16 protein-coding genes are annotated in these 21,177 nt (G+C 51.2%); 8 read left to right on the top strand and 8 right to left on the bottom strand.

Translation table 11 applies throughout. The annotated features are described in order from the left end of the window. Nucleotides 1–203: 203 nt before the first annotated feature. From parE to nudF, 5 genes are all read right to left on the bottom strand, one after another. Nucleotides 204–2,096 (bottom strand): DNA topoisomerase IV subunit B, encoded by a 1,893-nt coding sequence (gene parE / locus ACLBLI_RS03220; protein WP_414829724.1) that lies wholly within the window; start codon nt 2,094–2,096, stop codon nt 204–206. A 368-nt stretch (nt 2,097–2,464) separates the two neighbouring features. Further along, nucleotides 2,465–3,049 (bottom strand): YqiA/YcfP family alpha/beta fold hydrolase, encoded by a 585-nt coding sequence (locus ACLBLI_RS03215; protein ID WP_414829723.1) that lies wholly within the window; start codon nt 3,047–3,049, stop codon nt 2,465–2,467. Next, nucleotides 3,046–3,783: a metallophosphoesterase family protein gene (locus ACLBLI_RS03210; protein WP_414829722.1), complete on the bottom strand. Its 738-nt coding sequence runs from the start codon at nt 3,781–3,783 to the stop codon at nt 3,046–3,048. The genes ACLBLI_RS03215 and ACLBLI_RS03210 overlap by 4 nt, the downstream gene beginning before the upstream one ends. Further along, entirely contained in the window at nt 3,780–4,175 is a 396-nt protein-coding gene (locus tag ACLBLI_RS03205) for a DUF1249 domain-containing protein (protein WP_414830893.1), read from the bottom strand. Before ACLBLI_RS03205 ends, ACLBLI_RS03210 begins: the two co-directional genes overlap by 4 nt. A 38-nt stretch (nt 4,176–4,213) precedes the next feature. Next, nucleotides 4,214–4,840 (bottom strand): ADP-ribose diphosphatase, encoded by a 627-nt coding sequence (gene nudF / locus ACLBLI_RS03200; RefSeq protein WP_414829721.1) that lies wholly within the window; start codon nt 4,838–4,840, stop codon nt 4,214–4,216. 276 nt (nt 4,841–5,116) lie between these two features. Here nudF and tolC point away from each other — a divergent pair, with 276 nt between their 5' ends. Then, a complete protein-coding gene (tolC, locus tag ACLBLI_RS03195; RefSeq protein ID WP_414829720.1) occupies nt 5,117–6,481 on the top strand; it encodes an outer membrane channel protein TolC in 1,365 nt (454 codons plus the stop codon). 181 nt (nt 6,482–6,662) lie between these two features. Here tolC and ACLBLI_RS03190 read toward each other — a convergent pair whose 3' ends face one another. Then, complete coding sequence (locus tag ACLBLI_RS03190) at nt 6,663–6,827, bottom strand: hypothetical protein (protein WP_414829719.1); 165 nt, start codon at nt 6,825–6,827, stop codon at nt 6,663–6,665. Nucleotides 6,828–6,935: 108 nt separating this feature from the next. On the opposite strand from ACLBLI_RS03190, the gene ACLBLI_RS03185 reads away from it, so the two are divergent. Continuing rightward, entirely contained in the window at nt 6,936–7,754 is an 819-nt protein-coding gene (locus tag ACLBLI_RS03185) for an ion transporter (RefSeq protein WP_414829718.1), read from the top strand. 105 nt (nt 7,755–7,859) lie between these two features. Here ACLBLI_RS03185 and prsT read toward each other — a convergent pair whose 3' ends face one another. Further along, nucleotides 7,860–10,631: an XrtA/PEP-CTERM system TPR-repeat protein PrsT gene (prsT, locus tag ACLBLI_RS03180; protein WP_414829717.1), complete on the bottom strand. Its 2,772-nt coding sequence runs from the start codon at nt 10,629–10,631 to the stop codon at nt 7,860–7,862. Nucleotides 10,632–10,788: 157 nt separating this feature from the next. Here prsT and ACLBLI_RS03175 point away from each other — a divergent pair, with 157 nt between their 5' ends. The 3 genes from ACLBLI_RS03175 (at nt 10,789) to ACLBLI_RS03165 (ending at nt 15,139) form a co-directional block, all read left to right on the top strand. Further along, entirely contained in the window at nt 10,789–12,543 is a 1,755-nt protein-coding gene (locus ACLBLI_RS03175) for a DEAD/DEAH box helicase (RefSeq protein WP_414829716.1), read from the top strand. A 117-nt stretch (nt 12,544–12,660) separates the two neighbouring features. Next, the gene (gene cysG / locus ACLBLI_RS03170) at nt 12,661–14,070 is read left to right on the top strand and encodes a siroheme synthase CysG (protein ID WP_414829715.1); all 1,410 of its coding nucleotides are present in this window, start codon (nt 12,661–12,663) and stop codon (nt 14,068–14,070) included. A 97-nt stretch (nt 14,071–14,167) separates the two neighbouring features. Further along, nucleotides 14,168–15,139, top strand: coding sequence for a hypothetical protein (locus ACLBLI_RS03165; protein ID WP_414829714.1), 972 nt, complete (start codon nt 14,168–14,170; stop codon nt 15,137–15,139). 95 nt (nt 15,140–15,234) lie between these two features. Here the strand turns inward: ACLBLI_RS03165 and ACLBLI_RS03160 are convergent, their stop codons facing one another. Further along, complete coding sequence (locus ACLBLI_RS03160; RefSeq protein ID WP_414829713.1) at nt 15,235–16,632, bottom strand: PhoH family protein; 1,398 nt, start codon at nt 16,630–16,632, stop codon at nt 15,235–15,237. 285 nt (nt 16,633–16,917) lie between these two features. Between ACLBLI_RS03160 and ACLBLI_RS03155 the strand changes: the two genes are divergently transcribed. From ACLBLI_RS03155 to rluA, 3 genes are all read left to right on the top strand, one after another. Beyond that, nucleotides 16,918–17,316 (top strand): hypothetical protein, encoded by a 399-nt coding sequence (locus ACLBLI_RS03155; RefSeq protein WP_414829712.1) that lies wholly within the window; start codon nt 16,918–16,920, stop codon nt 17,314–17,316. 281 nt (nt 17,317–17,597) lie between these two features. Continuing rightward, nucleotides 17,598–20,423 carry an RNA polymerase-associated protein RapA gene (gene rapA / locus ACLBLI_RS03150; protein ID WP_414829711.1) on the top strand — a complete coding sequence of 942 codons (2,826 nt, stop codon included), beginning with the start codon at nt 17,598–17,600 and terminating at the stop codon, nt 20,421–20,423. A gap of 28 nt (nt 20,424–20,451) precedes the next feature. Then, nucleotides 20,452–21,159: a bifunctional tRNA pseudouridine(32) synthase/23S rRNA pseudouridine(746) synthase RluA gene (gene rluA, locus ACLBLI_RS03145; protein WP_414829710.1), complete on the top strand. Its 708-nt coding sequence runs from the start codon at nt 20,452–20,454 to the stop codon at nt 21,157–21,159. The last annotated feature ends 18 nt before the right edge of the window (nt 21,160–21,177 follow it).

The following is a 21,177-nucleotide window of genomic DNA, read 5'->3' as shown; positions in this document are numbered from 1 at the left end:
ACAAATGTGCCTGAAAATGCAGAGTTTGCCTATTAAACGTTTCACGCTTAACCGCGGTAGCTGAACATTCTCCTACACGGTGGGCTGCGCGAAGCGATGTGCCCCTGCATCACAGGCCGGAGTTGAACTATTTTCGTTGAGGATAACTGCAAGGTCAGGCGTACCGGACCTCACGGAAAACAAAAATAAGCCGCGCAGTCTGCCTACACGACTTCAGCCATATTACCTTTGCTCTCTAGCCAGGTTTTTCTGTCGCCAGAGCGTTTTTTCGCCAGTAGCATATCCATCAGCTCCAGCATATCCTCGGCGTCATCGCAGGTAAGCTGTACCAGTCGGCGGGTATTCGGATCCATGGTGGTTTCACGCAACTGGATCGGGTTCATTTCCCCCAAACCTTTAAACCGCTGCACATTCACCTTGCCCCGCTTTTTCTCGGCTTCAATGCGGTCCAGAATTCCCTGTTTTTCACCTTCATCCAAGGCGTAGAACACTTCTTTTCCTACATCAATTCTGAAAAGTGGCGGCATGGCGACATACACATGGCCATTATCGACCAGTGTGCGGAAATGTTTAACGAACAATGCACAGAGTAAAGTTGCGATGTGGAGTCCGTCAGAGTCTGCATCGGCAAGAATACAAATTTTGCCGTACCGCAGACCACTCAGATCGGTTGAATCGGGATCAATTCCCAGCGCCACCGAGATATCGTGTATCTCCTGTGACCCCAGTACCTGAGAAGAATCCACCTCCCAGCTGTTCAGAATTTTACCGCGCAGCGGCATGATCGCCTGATATTCTCGATCGCGTGCCTGTTTCGCCGACCCGCCGGCAGAATCCCCTTCCACCAGGAACAGCTCAGACATCGAGATATCCTGAGATGAACAGTCTGTGAGTTTGCCGGGTAATGCAGGCCCTTGCGTAACTTTTTTCCGTGCGACTTTTTTGTTCTGACGAAGACGGCGCTGCGCATTACTGATACACATTTCCGCGAGCGCTTCAGCAATGTCAGTGTGTTGATTCAGCCACAGGCTGAAGGCATCTTTCACTACGCCGGAAACAAACGCCGATGCCTGACGAGAAGATAAACGCTCTTTGGTCTGGCCTGCAAACTGCGGATCCTGCATTTTCGTTGATAGAATGTAGGCACAGCGGTCCCAGATATCATCCGGCGATAATTTTACACCGCGTGGCATCAAATTGCGGAACTCACAGAACTCGCGCATCGATTCCAGTAACCCCTGACGCAATCCGTTTACGTGAGTGCCGCCCTGTGCTGTGGGGATGAGGTTCACATAGCTTTCAGTGACCAGCTCGCCACCTTCGGGCAGCCACATTACCGCCCAATCGGCCGCTTCATGGTTGCCGCTGAACGTACCAACGAACGGGTCGTCCTGTGGCACGGTTTCATATTGCTCCACGGCCTGATATAAATAATCTCGCAGCCCATCCTCGAAATACCACTCGTCAGACTCTTTCGCGATTTTGTTATCAAAGCGAATGCGAAGGCCAGGACACAATACTGCTTTGGCGCGCAAATTATGCTTTAAACGACTGACCGAAAATTTTGCCGAATCAAAGTACTGAGGGTCGGGCCAGAAATGTACTCGCGTGCCGGTATTACGTTTGCCGCACGAGTCAATAACCTGCAGTTCTTCAATTTTGTCGCCGTTGGCAAAGACAATCTGGTAGACATTACTGTCGCGTCGTATGGTCACCTCAACACGGTTCGATAACGCATTGACCACCGAAATCCCTACCCCGTGAAGACCACCGGAAAACTCGTAATTTTTATTGGAGAATTTACCGCCAGCATGAAGCTTGCTCATGATGAGCTCCACCCCGGATATTTTCTCTTCCGGGTGAATATCTACCGGCATCCCCCGGCCATCGTCGATGACCTCCAGCGACTGATCTTCATGCAATACGACTTTGATATTGGTTGCATGACCAGCCAGCGCTTCATCTACAGAGTTATCAATGACTTCCTGCCCAAGGTGATTCGGGCGGGTGGTATCGGTATACATGCCAGGACGTCGTTTGACAGGCTCCAGGCCGTTTAACACCTCAATGGCATCAGAATTATATTGATTAGACATAGTTATCGTTATGGTTGCGCGCAGTTAGAGGGCATTTCTTTGACGATGTTATCAGGGGTTGGGTATACCGGCAATGCCCCACTCACTCCGGAAAGAGAAACCAGACCGCCAGCCGCACAAAGCCCACTGATAATGCTGACAAATACATCGAATTAGAATGTAAATCACAGGGTTAAAAAACGTTAGACGTACTACCTGTCAGAAGATCAGGTTGGTGTCGCCGGTATCTGATGGCTATCCACGCGCTGAGTTTAAAGATATCAGCCAGAGGTTACCGTCAGACAAACCGGCACCAATATATAAACAGTGGCATTTTGCCAATGACACCTGATCGCCAACGGCATGTACCTTACCCGAAAAAACCAGGCTTAATTCCCAAGTAAGAATGTGGCAATGGCAGGTAAATGTGATTCGTAGTTAGTAAAGCTGTGGTCGCCGCCCTCTTCCACCACCAGCGCACTGGCCTTATATTTCTGTTTCGCTTCGCGATAGTCCAGCGTTTCATCGCCGGTTTGCAGCATCACGTGATAGCTCTCTGGCTGACGAATTTCGGCTGAATCAAGATCACGCAGAAACTGCATGTCGTCGGCTACCAGTTCAAACTCTTCGCCGCTGTACGGATTTACGTGTTTACCCAGAAAGTCTTTAAGCAACTCATAAGGTGCGACCGCCGGATTCACCAACACCGCTTTACCGCCAAAAGATTCCACCAGCCAGGTAGCCAGAAAGCCCCCCATTGAGCTGCCAATCACCTTCAATCCACCCTCTCTTATTGCGGGCTGCGCATCCAGTAAGTCGAGCAACTGGGCTTTGACTTTGGCCGGATAATTTGAGAGCTGCGGTGTGTGAAGCGTCACATCCGGGTGGTGCGTCTTAAACCAGGCTCTGGTCGCCTGTGCTTTTACGGATTGTGGCGAACTAAGAAAGCCATGAAGGTACAGCACATGTGTCAAGAGAGTCTCCTTATTGTTGTCGTCCAGTTTCCATCATCCGACAGCAATAACTCGCGGTATCCGGGTTGTGTGTCGTCTACCCCAAAGTCTGGCTGCATCGCCCATTGCCAGCACGTAGAAGGCACGCCCATTATGGCACAGTCTGCAATGTCGTAGTGAGAGTGCGTGTGGATATGGCCATGAAGCGCCGCGCGCAATCCAGGTTGCTGCACTATCCATTGCGCCACCTCTTTTGCGTTGGTCAGGCAATGCCTGTCCATCCAGCTGTCAGAAGGCAGGATATGATGATGTAAAGCAAGCAAATGATGATGTTGTGGATGTGTTTGCATCGCCTTGGCTACTGCGTCCAATTCTGATGCGCTGGCATGCCCCAGCGTGCCTTTAAAACGTGTGTCTATACCGTGAATTTCCCAGTTGCCCAGGCTGACTGGGCTGCCGGCACGCAGTTGCTTGTGATCCAGCGAGGCTTCAAACGAAGGATTCCCGTCGTGGTTTCCGGGTATCACATACCACGGTGTATCGCCCAATGTATCCGTGAGCATAGACAGGAACAAACGATAACTTTGCGGTGAATCATCGCCGCTAATATCGCCTGTGACTATCAGCATGTCCGGTGACGCCTGCATTAACAGCGACAATACCGCTTGCAGTGATGTTGCGGGGTTGTTGTCATGCGCCTCATGTGACGGCTCCCCAAACAAGTGGCAATCGCTAATCTGTATCAGACGCTTCACGCTTCGGTCATCACCTGCGGCTTTTGCTTAAGACAAAAATCGAGCCATTCAGCCAAAAAGACATTAACCATGTGCTTTTCGTTGCGCTGGCGCATTTTGCTGTTGGGATAAGTGTATGAGGGCTTAAACGCGCCGGTATTCTGACTGCTTATCACTTCAGCCATTCTGGCATCATGATACAACCGCACCGTCATGGCAGGTTTTAAGTAAGCCGGCGCTGAAGCATGACGCTGTTCAATCGTTAATGTGCTGGTGTAGCGCGCAGAGTCAGTGATTGTAATGGCGTAGCACAACGATTTTCCCACGCGGAACTGGTAACACAGCTCTTCGGTATCGCAGTCAGGCAAGATACGCATAAAATGCGTATAGTTCAGCTCACCGAGCGCTTGCATGGTGGGTAAATGGGGGACGTACTTGCGCGTTGATTGAGTCACTGTGACTGCCACTGCTCCATAAGTTCGGATTTATGTAAGAAAAACCATTGTAGCGCAATTATTGACGCTGCGTTGTCAATATGGCCATTTTTCAGCCATTCAAGGGCAGTTTTTTCTGCCACCCGGTGCACACGGATATCTTCTGACTCCTCCTCCAGGCCATGGATCCCCTCTGCGGTAGACGCATCGGTCTGGGCAACATAAATGTGTAAACGCTCCGTGGTGCCCCCCGGGCTGGACAAATAACTGCAGGCAGGCGTCAGGTGCTGCAACGTAATCCCAGCTTCCTCCATGGCTTCGCGGTGGCACACCGATTCCTTCGTTTCCCCTTTATCAATGATACCGGCGATAATTTCGATAAGCCAAGGACTTGAAGATGTTGCCAGCGCCCCAATTCTTACCTGCTCGATTAAGACAAGCTCCTGGCGACTGGGATCATAAGGCAAAACCCCGACGGCATGACCTCGCTCAAAAATCTCGCGTTTGACGTCGTCACTCCACCCGCCAGCGAAGAGTTTGTGACGAAAGGTATATTGCTGCATTTTAAAAAAACCATTATACACCGGAGTAACATCAGTAATTTCCACATCATTTGAGGTAAATGCAGGGATTTCTTTGCTCATTTGCAGTCACTTTTGCCTGTAAAAGATTTATGATGCATAGTACAGATTGGAAAGCCCGTTGTGAATGCGTGCCCTGCGCTCCAGCTTTCTGTTCTGGATAACACAAGAAGCCCGTCCAGGTGCATTTTTGAATCAAAACCGGTGTGGAAACATATTCTGTTACAGTTGAACAAGGACTGTTACCACTCTAGGCTGTTGGTTTGCAGTTGATTTTCATACACTTTCAACCATTAGCAGTCCCAGTGACTACAATTTTACAAACAGGAAGGCGCAAGCATGAAACGAACTCTACTGTCGCTGATGATTGGCATGGGAATCACCTCATCCGCATTAGCCGATGACTTATTACAGGTTTATCAACAGGCCCTGGCCAATGATCCCCTGGTAAACCAAGCAAAAGCACAGCGCGATGCTGCTTATGAAGGTATCTCTATTAGCCGCGCAAACCTGTTACCACAAATTTCAGGCTCGGTAGGCTACACGGTGGGAAGCTCAGAGCGCACTGACTTTGCGCAAAATGATGATGGCAGTCTCTCCATCAATATTATCGACTCTGATTCTGAAACCCTTTCATACGGGCTGAACCTGGACATGTCCCTTTATGACCATGCTAACTGGGTGGGCCTGGATCGTGCAGAGAAAGTGGCGCAACAAAGCGATGCGCAATATGCCGCCACCATGCAGCAACTTATAGTGCGCGTGGTAACGGCGTATTTTAATGTGCTTCGTGCCCGTGACAATGTGGAATTTGTGCGAGCAGAAAAGCGTGCCATTGAACGTCAGTTAGAGCAAACCCGTCAGCGCTTTGAAGTCGGGTTAACCGCCATCACGGACGTTCACGAAGCGCAGGCAAATTTCGATAATACCGTGGCCCAGGAAATTCAGGCGGAAAACCAGTTAGAGTCTGCACTGGAAGCCATGCGTGTGATTACCGGTAAATACCATGACCGCTTGTATGGTCTGGATACCAGCACATTCTCAGCCACCGTGCCTACGCCAAATGCCGTTGAGGCATGGTTGGAAACTGCGCAGGATAGAAACCTGGCGCTGTTAGTCGATAAACTGGCGATGGATATCGCCAAAGAAGATATTTCAGCCGCCCGTTCCGGCCACCTGCCAACATTGGGACTGAATGCCTCTGCAGGACGTACCAAAAGCGATATTGAAAGTCAGGGACGCGATATTTCGCTGCCCTCGCTGGATGATTACAGCATTGGCGTGCAGTTAAACGTACCTATCTTTCAGGGGTTGCGTGTTAGTTCACAGACTGATCAGGCCCGCTTCCAGTACGTAGCGGCAAGTCAACAAGCTGAACAGACGTACCGTGAAACGGTGCAGTCGGTGCGCAGCTCCTACAATGATGTAAAAGCGGCTATCTCTACCATTCGCGCGCTTGAACAAGCGGTTGTTTCCGCCGAAAGCGCTCTGAAAGCAACCGAAGCCGGTTTTGATGTAGGTACCCGTACCATTGTGGACGTGCTGGACAGCACACGAAACCTGTTCGACGCCCGCAGAAATCTGTCCGGAGCTCGTTATGATTTCATCCAGTCGGTAGTGGGCCTGAAAGAGGCCGCAGGTACGCTGACAAATGAAGATATCGAGCAAATCAACCGCGGCCTGGAGCCGGTTTCAGCGGAATAAACTTATGTCGGAGAGACGGTATGGTCTCTCCGTTTATTTCCCCTCGCGGTGTTCCCAAGTTCCCGTCACAACGCTTGTTTTTTAATTCGCCACAAACGTTAATTATAGCCAGAGAACGACGCTACCCGCTTTTATTCTTCACGGCAGCACCAATGTTACGAAATTAAGCCACGGGTTCGGTTTAGTGCTCTTCTGGTTGTAAATGCCGCACCGATTCGAGCATCGACAGTGTTGTGAGAAGTTCGTATTTCAACTGTTGAGCGTTATCGCGGGTAAGATTACAATCCTCAAGCAACTGGGCGAGGTGATACAACTTCCCTTTAAGTGTTACACGTTTTTCATCCATGAAAAGGTTCCTGTTTGTCTTCGTTTACATTTTAGCCAGCAAACGGGCAGTTTCGCAACCAGTAAACCATTTAATCAACCCTATTGACTCCCAGGTGAAACATAAGAAATGCAAGCCTCTGTTCTTCAAGCAAAATTTGAGCGTATTCGAGCGAACAAACTTTTCGAAACCTTTGTCATCGTCGTCATCATTGCGTCCGCGTTACTGGTCGGTGCCAAGACGTATGACATGCCTGCCGGTGTCGCGACTGTCACTGTGTTTCTGGACTGGTTTATCAGCGCATTTTTTCTGACCGAAATCACCATCCGCTTTCTGGGCGAGAAGCGTAAACGCGACTTTTTCAAGAGTTTCTGGAACTGGTTCGATACTGTTATCGTCATCATATCTCTCATCCCTGCTGACGATACCGAGATGGCGCTGGTAGCACGCCTGGTTCGCGTGTTTCGTGTATTGCGGATGATATCAATCATCCCGGAGCTCCGCCTGCTGCTGGTATCGCTGGTAAAGGCACTGCCACAGCTGGGCTACGTCATGCTGCTGATGTTTATTATTTTCTATATCTACGCGGCAATCGGCAGCACCTTGTTTGAAAACATTAATCCGACACTGTGGGGCGATATCACTATCTCGCTGTTAACCTTGTTCCGGGTTATGACGTTTGAAGACTGGACTGATGTGATGTATGAAACCATGGAAGTCTACCCATTAAGTCCGTTCTTTTATATCAGCTTCATTTTCTTAACCGCGTTTGCTTTTTTGAATATGGTCATCGGCATTGTGGTCAATGTGATGGAGCAGGAAAACGAGAAGATCAGAAAAGAAGAGGCCGAAGAAAATAACGAGCCGACATTAGAGGATGTGATGGAAGAGCTCCGTGTGATGCGGCGCGAAATACAGGCTATAAAACATGATGAGAAAAACATCTGATGGCAACAGTGTGTTAGTGGCTTCTGATACGGGCAGCCACTAGCCTGAACCCGGCATAATGCTAAGGCCAGGACATCATCGAATGACGCTGTCCTGGCTGCTTTTTCAGATCCCGAAGGCCTGTTTAATATCTTTCAGACGTGTTTTCGCTGCTTCTGACGTTATTGGCCGGTCTTCCAGCTTACGCCTGGCCAGTGCCAGGTTGTCCGCCACCAGCAATGCCTCAACATAATTAAGAAAGACATCATCCGAGCCGATTTCCTCATTGGCGATCCCCTCGTACAGCGATAAGGCTTTTTGCGTGTTACCACGTCTCATTTCGATTTGCGCCAGCGTATCCACGATGTCAGGGTTTCTGGGCTGCTGTTCAACAGCCCGGGCCGCCAGCGGTTCAGCCTTCTCCAGATTGTCTTCTTCAAAGTAAATGTATGCCAGGTTATTCAGTGCCACATAATTATTCGGCACAACCTTCAACACATGCTCGTAAGCGAGCTTCGCTTTATTCCTGTCATGGGGGATCAGGCGCTCGGCATACAGCATATGCACCCGGATATCCTGCGGCTCGGCATTCGCGTGTAGCGCTAAAAGCGCCAGCGCTTCTTCCCCCTGTCCTGCAAGCTCATGAGCCGCGGCCAGTAACAAGGCATTTTGCTCGTTGGGCTTCGCCTCATAGGCAACCTGAATGTGCGCTATGGCATCAGCAGGCTTGTTCTCCAGCACCAGCACCCGGCCCAGAATGCCGCGTACAAACGGCAGTGACTTCACATTGTCAGGCAGCGGTTCGATAATCGTCCGGGCTTTTTGAGGCTCTTTGTTCATCGCGTGAAAATAGGCCTTTAATACCCGTATTTGTGTATCGGGTCGTTTGTTCAGAAACGCCTCGGTTAGCGAAATCGCTTCAGCAAACTTCTTCTGAACATCCAGAATCAGAAGCATACCCAGTGCGGCGTTTTTATCCTGTGGGTAACGCTCCAGCCATTGACTGAAATGTGCAGTTGCCTGTTGAACATCATTATTTTTTACCAATGCCTGGCCTTTGAGATTCCAGTACGTCATTGGTGAGCTCTTATCTGGCTTCACTTCACTTAATGTTGCCAGGGCGCTATCCAGCTCGTCGTTGGCGAAATACATACGCGATAATAATATCCGCATTGCCAGATTACCCGGGTCTGCGTTAAGTCGCTGTTCAACGTAACGGACCACTGACTCGCCGCCTGTCTCTTTTTTAATTGAGTACAGCAGCGTGATGGCATCCACATTGTCAGGCATGTCTTCAATAAGCGCATTGAGCACGCTGACAGCCTCACCCTGATTATCGTTAGCCAGCGCGTAACGCGCCTCCAGCATCCGCACCGTCGGCGCACTTGCATCGACACTTTTGGCCTGTGAAAGGTAGTTTTGTGACTGCTCAAGGTTTCCCTCAAGCAAACTGATATCGGCGAGATAAACGTAGGGAAGCACGGTATCCGGCTTCGCTTCCCGGATTTGCTCAGCCAGTGCACGGGCTTTTTCGAGCTCGCCGGTAGCAACATATGCCGTCATCAGCGTGCGTTGTGTCGCGACCGATTCCGGCGCTTTCTCTACGGCAGCTTCAAGGTTAACCAATCCACTTACGTTATTTAACGATAACTGCAGGATCCCTAATCTGGCCAGATCATCAGAGGTGGTACTGACTGTCTCTGTGCGATCAATCATTTTCTGCGCGTCGACGATATTACCCTCGCGGAGCAGTTGAAACCCGGCTTTGGAGAAAAGTGCGGCATCTTCCTGCATGCTGCCTTCCACACGATCCAAGATGGCGGTAGCATCTTCACTTTCCCCCTGCTGCAACAGGCTGTCAGCCAGCATACGCAGCCCCGGATGATTATCCGGCAATTGCGACGCAATCATCGTCAGATGACGACTGGCGGCATTATAATCCTGCATTTGATAGGCGCTGAACCCGGCGATGAGGCGCACGACCGGATCGTTACGCCCGTTCTGAATCGCTTTTTCCAGTCGCATCAGTGCGGTTTCGTAGTCGCCTTCAGAAGAAGCAATAATCCCTTTGTACTGATTCAGCAGACCATGATCGTCATTAATTTTTAACAGCTCATCTACGTGCGGTTTCGCGGCATCAAGTTGACGCAGTTCAATCAACAGTGAGATCAGTGCAAAGCGGCTGGTGATATCAGAAGGATAACGATCGATATAGGCCTGATAGACCTCTACCGCTTCTTCTGGTTGCTTGAGCATCAGATGGAGCCGCGACAGCTGCATCAGCACATCTTTATTTGACGGAGCCTGCTTGCGCAAGGCCTGAGTTTGCGTCAGGGCTGTTTCATAATCTTGTTGGATGATTGATTGGTGGGAATCAATGAGACCTTTATATACTGATGAGGTATCCAGGGCTGATAGTTCTTCAATCAACGCTTCAGCTTCTTCGGTTTTCTCCAGTTGCATCAGCGCCTGAAGTTTATAAAAGCCAACTTCAGCCTTTTCTACAGCAGTAAGCCCGGTAGTGTTATGGTCAACCCCCGCGAGGGCATTTTCCGCACCGGTTCGCTGGTAGGCCTGAGAAAGTAACGGGATCACGTCAGATGCTGGTTGCCCAAGATCTATCGCCCGGTTTAGTTCCTTTTCGGCACCGGCATAATCGCCCTGTGCCAGATAGAGCTTACCAAGCTCAAACCTGGGCTGCGCAGCAGTAGGGTCAAGCTGAATGGCATTTTTATATTCGATGACAGCAGCCTGGGAGTCTTCAGCGTCGGTGTGCGCTTTCGCTGCTTTAAGATGCTCTTCAACCGTTTTTTCGCTACAACCGCTAAGCCCCGTGATTACACACGCGGCCAGCGTTACCGAAATCAGCGACCGCCTCATAAAGCCTGTTCTATTCATCCTGTACACCTACTGATAATTATAATTCTGGTTCCCTTTGGACAGAGTATGCAACATTGCATGGCAACTCGTCCGTTATTCTAATATAATACAGGTTTTGCAACCTTTGCCGGCAAGTCATCCCGACTTAGCGCCCGCCTTAGCACCAGGACCCTTAATGACCACTACTGTCGAATTGACATTTAGCGACCTCAACCTACCTGAACCCATCTTACAAGCCTTAGAGAAAGTTGGCTACGAGAAACCCTCTCCAATTCAGGCAGAAAGCATTCCGTTGCTACTGCAGGGTCATGATCTGCTGGGTCAGGCACAAACAGGCACGGGGAAAACGGCCGCCTTTGCACTGCCAATGTTGGCAAATATTGATGCCGACGAGAAAAGCCCGCAACTTCTTGTTTTAGCGCCAACCCGCGAACTGGCAATTCAGGTTGCCGAAGCGTTCCAGGTGTATGCCAGCTTCAGTAAGAAAATCAAAGTGCTGCCGGTATACGGCGGCCAGTCGTATGACAACCAGATTCGCCAGCTCAAGCGTGGCGTGCAGGTGGTTGTTGGCACACCGGGTCGTATCATCGATCACATCAAGCGTAAAACACTGGACTTAAGCGGTCTTAAATTTCTGGTGCTGGACGAAGCCGACGAGATGCTCCGCATGGGCTTTATCGACGATGTAGAGCTCATCCTAAGCCACGCGCCAGCCGAGCGTCAGACTGCACTTTTCTCTGCGACCATGCCCGGGCCGATTAAGAAAATCACCCAGCGTTACTTAAAAGATCCCAAGCACGTAAAAATTGCGTCAAAAGTCAGCACCGCCAGCACCATTCGCCAGCGTTTCTGTCAGGTTGCCCAGCACCACAAACTGGAAGCACTTACCCGCATCATGGAAGTGGAACCGTTTGATGGCATGATCATCTTTGTGCGCACCAAAACGGCAACGGTTGAGTTGGCTGAAAAGCTGGCCGCCCGTGGTTTTGATGTTGAGCCTCTGAACGGTGATATTCCGCAGGCTGCGCGTGAACGCACAGTAGATAAACTGAAACAGGGTAAAATTGATATTCTGGTTGCCACTGATGTAGTAGCCCGCGGCCTGGATGTTGAGCGTGTCAGTCACGTAATTAACTTCGATATCCCTTACGATACCGAGTCTTATGTTCACCGTATCGGACGGACAGGTCGTGCAGGAAGAAGCGGCGAAGCCATTCTGTTTATTTCGCATCGCGAAAAGCGTTTGCTTTTTGCTATCGAAAAAACCACGCGTCAGCCTATTGAGCAAATGCCGATTCCATCTATCAGTGAGCTGAATGAGACACGCCTGACGCGCTTTAAGCAATCTGTGCTGGAAGCCACCAAAGATGACAATCTTGAATCACTGATGCCAATTGTAGACATGATTCAAAGTGAGTCTGAAGCGTCACCGGAAGTGTTGATTGCCGCTCTGATTAAGGTTGCCCAGGGTGATGAGCCCTTGTTGCTAAAAGAAGGCGACAGACCGGACTTAAACAGCAAGCCACCGCGCGATAAAGAGCGTGGCAGTCAGGGACGTGACCGTGGCGAGCGCGGCGACCGTAAAGGTAAAACCCCGCGCGCGCAGCGCCGTCCGGAAGAAGGCATGCAACGCTACCGTATCGAAGTAGGTCATGTGCATGGTGCAAAGCCGGGTAACATTGTTGGCGCTATTGCTAACGAGGCGAATATCAGCTCGAAGCACATTGGCGCTATCGAAATTTACGATAATTTCAGTACCGTTGATTTGCCTGCCGGTATGCCAGGTGAAACGCGTGACCTGTTAACCGGCACCCGCGTTGCTGGTCAGCGTCTGAACATTCGCGAATGGTCAGATACGCCGCCAAAGCGCCGTGATAACCGCGACGGAAATCGTGACGGCAATAAGGGCGGACGCAAAAAGCGCTCATAACAATGGTCTTGCTGTCACGTTATAACTTTTTCAAATAACTTGGCGCGATAAATTGTTTTTTAACTTATAAGAATTGGCGCAAAATAGCGCCAATTCTTGTTTTAGCACGTTGATCTCATGGACTACTTTCCACTCTTTCTTGATGCCAAAAACCTCCGTTGCCTGATTGTGGGTGCCGGTGAAGTCGCTGCGCGCAAGCTTGAGTTGATAATGAAAACCCCTGCAACTGTCACAGTGGTGGCACCGTGGGTGTGCGACACGGTAAAGCAACTGTCTGCGCATCCCAACGTCACGCTTATTGAGCGTAAATTCATCGATACCGATTTGCATCAGCAGGATATGGTATTTGTTGCCACCGATGATAATGCGGTAAATCAGCACGTTCACGATGTGGCCAGAGAGCAGAAAGTCCTGGTAAACGTGGTAGATAACACACCGCTTTGCCAGTTCATTACCCCATCGATTGTGGATCGTTCTCCCATCATTGTCGCCATGAGCAGCGGCGGTGTTGCCCCCGTTTTGCTTCGTTACCTGCGACAAAAACTGGAAACGGTATTGCCGGCTAACCTGAGCAGACTGGGCGCATTTTCGGAAAAATTCCGGGAAAAAGTGAAACACGCGCTGTCCGGGGTCACCGCTCGTCGATACTTCTGGGAAGATGTGCTGGATGGCGATATTGCCGAACTGGTGGAAAAAGGTCAGGAAGACAAAGCCGACAGTGCCTTCGAAAAAGCGCTACAGGCTGCGGCGGAAAATGACAAACCAGAAGGTCAGGTATATCTGGTAGGTGCCGGACCTGGCGATCCGGATCTGTTAACCTTCCGAGCCCTCCGGCTAATGCAAAAAGCAGATGTTGTCGTTTATGACCGCCTGGTGTCACCGCAAATACTCGAACTGGTTCGCCGTGACGCGGAGAAAGTCTATGTCGGTAAAGCCCGCAGCAATCACACGCTTCCGCAAGAGGATATCAATGCACTGATGGTGCGCGAAGCGAAAAAAGGCAACCGCGTAGTTAGGCTCAAAGGCGGCGATCCCTTCATCTTCGGACGCGGCGGCGAAGAGATCCAAACACTGATAGATGCCGGCATTGGCTTTCAGGTGGTTCCGGGTATCACTGCAGCCAGTGGGGCAGCAAGTTATGCAGGGATCCCGCTAACCCACCGCGATCATGCGCAATCTGTTGTGTTTACCACGGGTCATCTCAAAGACAATACGGTCAACCTGAAGTGGGAGTCACTGGCGCAACCTGAACAAACGCTGGTGTTTTACATGGGGCTCACTGGCCTGCCGATCATCTGCCAAAAGCTTATCGAACACGGATTATCTGAGCACACGCCGATCGCATTAGTGCAATCCGCCACGCTGCAGAACCAGCGTGTTGTTACCGGCACGCTTGCCACCATATGCGAAAAACAGGAAGTGGCTGAGCTGCAACCGCCTACCCTGATTATTGTTGGCGGTGTCGTCACCCTGCACCCGTCGCTGGACTGGTTCACGACTACCGCTGCCCAGCAGCAACCAAATTAGCGATTTCTGTGGCACGCCCGCAACCTGCGGCGTACTTCGCCGCTCAGTGCTAAAGACAAAAACTTGTACTTTCCTACAGCCTATCCATAATGAGGCTATGCAATGCTGGATTTCTCCCCGCCTACTGCGTCTGTGGCTCATCGCCACAGGTGCGGTGATACTGTCTTTCTCGACAGCGGCTCAGCAACGCCTGTTCAAACGGCTTAATACTGATACGCACTATCAGTTTGAATACGTCTGGCTGGATGAACAGGGAGAGCAGCAGGCCATTCAGTTTGCGCTTGAGCGGGAAGCCCTTCAGGATATTCCGCTGCAACAAACTACGTACCGCCCGGATATTGCCCAGCGTTACGTGGCAGTGGAGATGACAAAGGCCGCGCGGGATATCGATCCGCGAATTGCACGCATTAATGTTCAGCAGCGTGGCGATGAGATTCAGGTAGGCGTGCGCGCAGCCAGTGACGCCATCGTTGCGGATATTCAGGATCAGCTAAGCAGCGCCAAAGTTGCTGCCTTCAACAATTATCTGGATAAGCACTATTATACCGAATACCTGACTCCGCTTAATCAGAATGCGATCAAGCCAGATCACGTGCGCTATATTCGTGAAAGTACCATGGCGCTTATCCCCTTATCGCAGGCATTTTACGACCAGCTACAACAACATTCAGATGCGCGTCACTATATGAATTTGTTGCTCGGCTGGGTACAAAGCATTCCCTACAATACACTGGAAGACCGCTCTGAGAGCCATGGTTCCGGTTTCTCGCCGCCATTTACCCTGTTATCACAGAATCAGGGAGACTGTGACAGTAAAGCAGTACTGACCGCTTCCATCATGCGCGCCTTTTTGCCTTCAACACCGATGGTGCTGGTGCTGCTGGAAAACCATGCACTTCTGGGGATCGCCTTACCACCGCGAGCGGGGGATAAGACTATCACGCAAAACGGCATCACCTATGTGATGTTCGACCCCACCGGACCGGCATTGCTGCCCTTTGGCAAAGTGTCTCCTGATACCATAATGGCGATTGCCAACCGCCGTTATACACTCGAAACCATTCAGTAAGAATCAGTTGCTAAACCAAGTAATGTGATTATGACGAAAAAGCGCCGCGAGAATCGCAGCGCTTTGAGGTGACCTGAGGTCTGGTAACATCGCGGTTATAGCTGCTCTTCAGCAAACTCTGCCAGTCGCGAGCGTACTACGCCATCCAGATTAATGGTCGCACTACCGGAAAAGTCCTTAAATTTCTCAACCAGATAAGTGAGACCTGAGGTGACAGCACTTAGGTAGTTGCTGTCAATTTGCGCGAGGTTTCCACCAACAATCAGCTTGGTGCCTTCACCACAGCGGGTGATAATTGTTTTCAGCTGTGAGGCGGTCAGGTTCTGCGATTCATCCAGGATCACAATAGCATTCTGGATACTGCGTCCACGCATAAAGTTTACTGACTTATACTGGATGTTGGCCTTTTCCATGATGTAGTTCATCGAGCCCTTGGTATTCTCGTCATGTTTGTGCAGCACTTCCAGAGAATCGGTAATTGCAGCCAGCCATGGCAGCATTTTCTCTTCCTCAGTTCCTGGTAAAAAGCCGATTGACTCAGCAATTTCGGGGGTACTGCGCGTAACGATAATTTTATCGTACATGTTACGCTCAACCACCATCTCCAACGCCGCAGCCAGCGCCAATAGCGTTTTACCACTGCCCGCTGGTCCGGTCAGGATCACCAGATCAATGTGAGGGTCAAGCAACGAATGCAGCGCCATGGCCTGCCCGATATTTTTCGGTGTAATGCCCCAGGCATGTCGCCCCATCAGCCTGTCGTAGCCCAGATCCAGCACTTCCAGCGAGTCTTCGGTTTTTGCTTCGACAAGGCCGGCAAACTGTTTGGTATCGTCCAGCAGAAATTCATTGACATAAGCCTCCGGCAACACGGAACGAGGCACAGTATGAATGGTATCGCGCCCCTCGGTGCGACTGTCCACGCTTTTCACCTGTTCCCAGAAATTCCCCTCAAAATTATGATATCCCTTTGAGAGGTATTTTATGTCACTGATCAACTGGTCGGTACGGTAGTCTTCAACATGCGCAAGGCCGGCCCCTTTGGCTTTCAGACGCATGTTTATGTCTTTCGTCACCAGCACCACTTGCTGGGGGGCGTATGTCTTTTGCAAATGCAGCGCGACATTAATGATGCGATTATCATTCTCGTTGCTGGTAAAAACCTGCTGCGACTCAGCCATCGTCAGGTCAGTAAAAATAGAAAGACACCCTGTTGGCGCGGTTTCACCTGCCCCCATCCCTTCCATCGACACCCCGGCCAGCATATCTTCCGGCGTGGCTTCATGAAGCAAATCCTCCATGGCGCGAATAGATACACGCGCATCACGGGCAACATCTTTCTTGCTGTCCTTGATATAATCGAGCTCTTCAAGCACCGTCATCGGAACGACAACGTCGTGCTCTTTAAAAGATAAGAATGCGTGGGGTTCGTGTAGCAGGATGTTGGTGTCTAAGACGTAGATCTTTGTATCAGTGGATTTTTGTCGTGGCATCCGTCGCTCCAGTGAGTAAAACCAGGCCCGCCTAACTGCTGACGTGCAATCAAGAGTCTCGCTTTGGAGAGGATACCGGTCGAGTCGGACTACCACTCCGTGTCGCGTCGACTTTCAATTCCACCTTAATCCAGTTTTTGCACATTCGCACTTTTTTTCTGCAAATTTTTTACGCCTGCGCCTTTTCAGCAGACTCGTCCAATCTGAGTAGAAAAATGCGGGTTTACATTCCTCATGGTTGCGGCATGATATTGCAAACGCGTATGAAAAAGGGAAAAAATCAGGATGGATGTTGCAGGCTTAGTCGTTGCCGGCATCAGCGCTCTTGGCACGCTGGTCCAAGCCTATTATGCCAGACGAGACGACCAGCGGCAGGTAAAAGCCAGCACCATTAAGAAAGCGAAAGCGCGCGCGTCGGTTCCGCTTAAAACCGGTACAAAAGTGCTTAGCCAGGTTATTGATGACACATTGCTTAAAGCCATGAACGCCACCTTATCGCGCCATCAGCAAGCGCTGGTCCGGGCGTTTGAGGATCAAAACATCACAGAGTCGCAACGCGCGATTAAGGTCGAAGAAGCCCGGGCAGCGATATGCCAGACACTGCAACAGATAAAACATTTTAATAATCAGACTCTGCCCACCCGCCGCCTCGAAAAACTCTGGGAGTCCAACCGCTGCCATTAGCACGCTGTGCTACACTCAGCAATGATTATTGTCGAGCTGCAGCGTACCAGCCCTTCGCCTTTTTTTGTAACGATAACGTGAGATAACACCGTCTAAGGCGTTGTTTTTTGATATTGCCACAGCTTTAGCGAGAGAGCAGGACAAGTTCACCCGGTCGTGAAAGCCCGGACGATGTCAGGCTTTATCAGCCGGGGTGCACCAACAATGCGTTTCACTCAGCGCTTTTCAGTTCGCGCCGCAATGCGTACAATACCGCCCCCCGTTTGTCAGGTAGGTGAAATATGAGTACAGATAAACCATTTTCGGTGGGTCAACGCTGGTTAAGCAATACTGAGACAGAATTAGGTCTGGGTGCCGTCATTAGTGTCGATTTCCGATCCGTCGAAATGCTTTTCCCGGCTACCGGTGAAAGCCGTATTTATACCAAGCAAGAAGCCCCGCTCACACGCCTGACGTTCGAGCCAGGCGAAACCGTGAAGAGCCAGGATGGCTGGTCTATGACGGTATCCGAGGTCGAGGAGAGTCAGGGTGTCATCATCTATCACGGTCTGCGTGAAGATACCAAAGCCGATGTGCGACTGTCCGAAACGTTATTAGACCATCATATTCGTCTGAACCAGCCGGAAAAGCGTCTTTTCAACAACCAGCTGGATAAACCCAAATGGTTCGATTTGCGCCTTAACTCATTGCGTCATCAGTATGATTACCTGCAGTCAGATACGATAGGTCTGGCAGGTGCACGCATCGAACTTATCCCGCACCAGCTACATATTGCATCGGAAGTGGGCAGTCGACATGCACCTCGCGTGTTACTGGCAGACGAGGTGGGGTTGGGTAAGACCATCGAAGCTGCCCTCATTATTCACCAGCAAATCAAAACCGGCAAAGTCTCCCGCGTGTTGATAGCCGTGCCTGACTCCTTGCTGCACCAGTGGCTGGTTGAAATGCTGCGCCGGGTAAACCTGGCCTTTTCGATTTTTGATGAAAGCCGTTGCGAGGCGCTTGACGAGGAAGGCGGCAACCCGTTTGACAATGATCAACTGGTACTCTGCAGCCTGGATTTACTGAGTCAGCATCCGAAGCGCTTACAGCAGGCGCTTACCGCCGAATGGGATATGCTGGTGGTAGACGAAGCCCATCATCTTGCGTGGTCACCTGAAGCGCCCTCGAAAGAGTACCAGTGCATTGAGGCGCTGGCTGAGATCACACCGTCGGTACTGCTGCTAACAGCAACGCCGGACCAGTTGGGCCATGAAAGTCATTTCGCACGTCTGCGCCTGCTGGATCCTGCCCGCTTCCACGACTACAACGCCTTTCTGGAAGAAGAATCCAGATACAGTCAGCTGGCCGATGCGGTGGCCCCGCTGCTATCGGATGCCGAGCCAGATGCGAAACAACGCAAAGCCCTGGAAACACTGGCACCGGATGTGATGCAGCACGCAGGCGACTTGACTGACGCTGACGCGCGTCACGCCTTACTGCACCAGTTAATTGACTGTCACGGTACCGGGCGACTGTTATTCCGTAACCGCCGGGCTAACATCGAAGGCTTTCCCCAGCGTCAGCTTGTCAGTTACCCGCTGACGATCCCTGAAGCCTACGAAAACGTTGTTACCAACACCGACTTAATCGACGCGCTTTACCCTGAACGTCAGCCAGGTCTGGTATCCAGCTGGACTCAGGTGGATCCGCGCGTCAGCTGGTTACTGGAGTTTCTGCCCTCCGTCAAACCAGAAAAAGTGCTGCTGATTTGTGCCAGTGCCGTCACCGCGCAACAGCTGGGCGAAGTTATCCGCCAGCAAACCGGCATTCGTCACAGCGTTTTCCATGAAGGCATGAGTATCGTCGAGCGTGACAAAGCCGCGCATTACTTCTCTGAAGAGGAAGATGGCGCACAAATACTGCTGTGTAGTGAAATAGGCAGTGAGGGCCGTAACTTCCAGTTTGCCCATCACCTGGTTCTTTTCGATTTACCGATGACGCCGGATTTGCTGGAACAACGAATTGGCCGACTTGACCGGATTGGTCAGCAACAGGATATCCAGATCCATGTCCCCTACCTCGAAGACACCGCACAGCATGTATTGCTTGACTGGTATCATGAAGGTCTGGATGCCTTTGAGAATACCTGTCCGACCGGTGCTGGCGTGTACGAACAGGTCCAGACACAGCTACTTGGCGTGTGCCTGCAACCCGATGACATTATAGCCCGCGAAGAGCTGATTGAAGCCAGCCGAACCATTAACCACCAGCTCAAAACCCAGCTTGAAGAAGGTCGCGATCGCCTGTTGGAATTAAACGCTTCTGGTGAAGGCCGCGTGGAAGGATTGCTGGAATCTATTATTGAGCTGGACAGCGCTCAGGACCTCTCTCGGTTTATGGGCCGGATGTTCGATGCTATCGGCGTACAGCAGGAAGAACAGGGCAATGACTGCTTTATTCTGCGCCCGACCGAGTCAATGGTGTCGCAACTGCCGGGGCTGGATCCGGAAGGGATGACGGTAACGTACAAGCGGCGTGCGGCAACGACGCTGGAACATGTGCACTATTTAAGCTGGGATCATCCGCTGGTGCACAACGCCATTGATATGATCCTTACTGATGTCAACGGCAAAGCCAGTATGGGCTTTATCAAAGAGCCGGACCTGCCCAAAGGCGCTTACTGGCTGGAAGCCCTGTTTGTGCTTGACGCCAATGCCCCAAAAAGCCTGCAACTGGGGCGCTTTCTGCCGCAAACACCTGTGCGTATTTGTCTGGATGCGCAGGGTCACGAGGTCGATCTGGAATTTGATATTCACCGCCCTATTGGCCGGAAAATTTCGCAGCAGCTGACCAAAGCGCTGCACCAGCCGCTATCGCTGCACCTGGAGACCGCGCGCAAAATGGCGCATCAGCGCAGCAATCAAATTCAGCATGATGCACTGGATGTTATGCACAACACCCTCGAGGGCGATGCTCAGCGTTTACGTGACCTGCAAAAACGTAACCCGGCGGTACGAGATAGCGAAATTGAATTTATCGAACGTCAGCAGCAGGCGCTGGATAAAGTAATTCAACAGGCAGACGTGCAGCTTGATGCGCTTCGCATTGTGGTGAATAACCCTTAGTCACCGGAACCAGTAAGAGAGCGCTGTCATGCCAAACCCGGATTTTGTGTACCGGCCACCACAAACACCGTACCTGGAAATTATCTACCAGGACGATGCCATGGTGGTGCTTAATAAGCCAAGCGGACTGCTCAGCGTGCCTGGCAAAGCGCAAGAGCATAAAGACTGCCTTATAAGTCGTGTACAGCGGGTGTTTCCCACCGCGACGGTGGTGCACCGGCTGGACATGGCCACGTCCGGTCTGATGGTCATGGCATTAACCAAAGATGCCCATCGTCATATTTCACGGCAGTTCGAAAAGCGCGAAACCCGCAAAACCTACATTGCCAGGGTTTACGGCAACGTGGCAGCGCCAAAAGGTGAAATTAGTTTACCGCTTATCTGCGACTGGCCAAACCGGCCGAAACAAATGGTAGACCACGAACGCGGCAAACCGGCCCTGACTCGCTACGACGTTCTTCAGTGTGCGGACGGCATCACGACAGTTGCCCTCTATCCGGTCACCGGACGCTCACATCAGTTGCGGGTGCATATGCTGTCACTCGGTCATCCTATTCTTGGGGATCGCCTGTATGCGCATGACGCGGCGTTAGCACTCGCGCCGCGTTTACAGCTTCATGCGCTGCGCCTGAGCCTCAGACACCCTGTCTCTGACACGCCGCTGACATTTGAAAGTGAGTGCCCTTTTCGTGAGGCCATCGCGACAGCCTCACCCGCGGCGGCTTGCAGCGGTTAAAGGTTAAAAAAGAAGACG

Origin of the sequence: Alteromonas sp. H39 (assembly GCF_047556435.1) — a bacterium.
GTDB lineage: Bacteria > Pseudomonadota > Gammaproteobacteria > Enterobacterales > Alteromonadaceae > Alteromonas.
The sequence above is the reverse complement of the archived record's forward strand: the minus strand, read 5'-3'. Positions and strand labels throughout refer to the sequence as shown.

Bases quoted from the DNA above. Each gene is read 5' to 3' on its own strand.
- ACLBLI_RS03155 (WP_414829712.1), top strand. From the start codon at position 16,918: ATGGATGTTGCAGGCTTAGTCGTTGCCGGCATCAGCGCTCTTGGCACG.
- ACLBLI_RS03165 (WP_414829714.1), top strand. From the start codon at position 14,168: ATGCAATGCTGGATTTCTCCCCGCCTACTGCGTCTGTGGCTCATCGCC.
- parE (WP_414829724.1), bottom strand. From the start codon at position 2,096: ATGTCTAATCAATATAATTCTGATGCCATTGAGGTGTTAAACGGCCTG.
- ACLBLI_RS03185 (WP_414829718.1), top strand. From the start codon at position 6,936: ATGCAAGCCTCTGTTCTTCAAGCAAAATTTGAGCGTATTCGAGCGAAC.
- rapA (WP_414829711.1), top strand. From the start codon at position 17,598: ATGAGTACAGATAAACCATTTTCGGTGGGTCAACGCTGGTTAAGCAAT.
- ACLBLI_RS03190 (WP_414829719.1), bottom strand. From the start codon at position 6,827: ATGGATGAAAAACGTGTAACACTTAAAGGGAAGTTGTATCACCTCGCC.
- ACLBLI_RS03205 (WP_414830893.1), bottom strand. From the start codon at position 4,175: ATGCAAGCGCTCGGTGAGCTGAACTATACGCATTTTATGCGTATCTTG.
- prsT (WP_414829717.1), bottom strand. From the start codon at position 10,631: ATGAATAGAACAGGCTTTATGAGGCGGTCGCTGATTTCGGTAACGCTG.
- cysG (WP_414829715.1), top strand. From the start codon at position 12,661: ATGGACTACTTTCCACTCTTTCTTGATGCCAAAAACCTCCGTTGCCTG.
- tolC (WP_414829720.1), top strand. From the start codon at position 5,117: ATGAAACGAACTCTACTGTCGCTGATGATTGGCATGGGAATCACCTCA.
- rluA (WP_414829710.1), top strand. From the start codon at position 20,452: ATGCCAAACCCGGATTTTGTGTACCGGCCACCACAAACACCGTACCTG.
- ACLBLI_RS03160 (WP_414829713.1), bottom strand. From the start codon at position 16,632: ATGCCACGACAAAAATCCACTGATACAAAGATCTACGTCTTAGACACC.
- nudF (WP_414829721.1), bottom strand. From the start codon at position 4,840: ATGAGCAAAGAAATCCCTGCATTTACCTCAAATGATGTGGAAATTACT.
- ACLBLI_RS03175 (WP_414829716.1), top strand. From the start codon at position 10,789: ATGACCACTACTGTCGAATTGACATTTAGCGACCTCAACCTACCTGAA.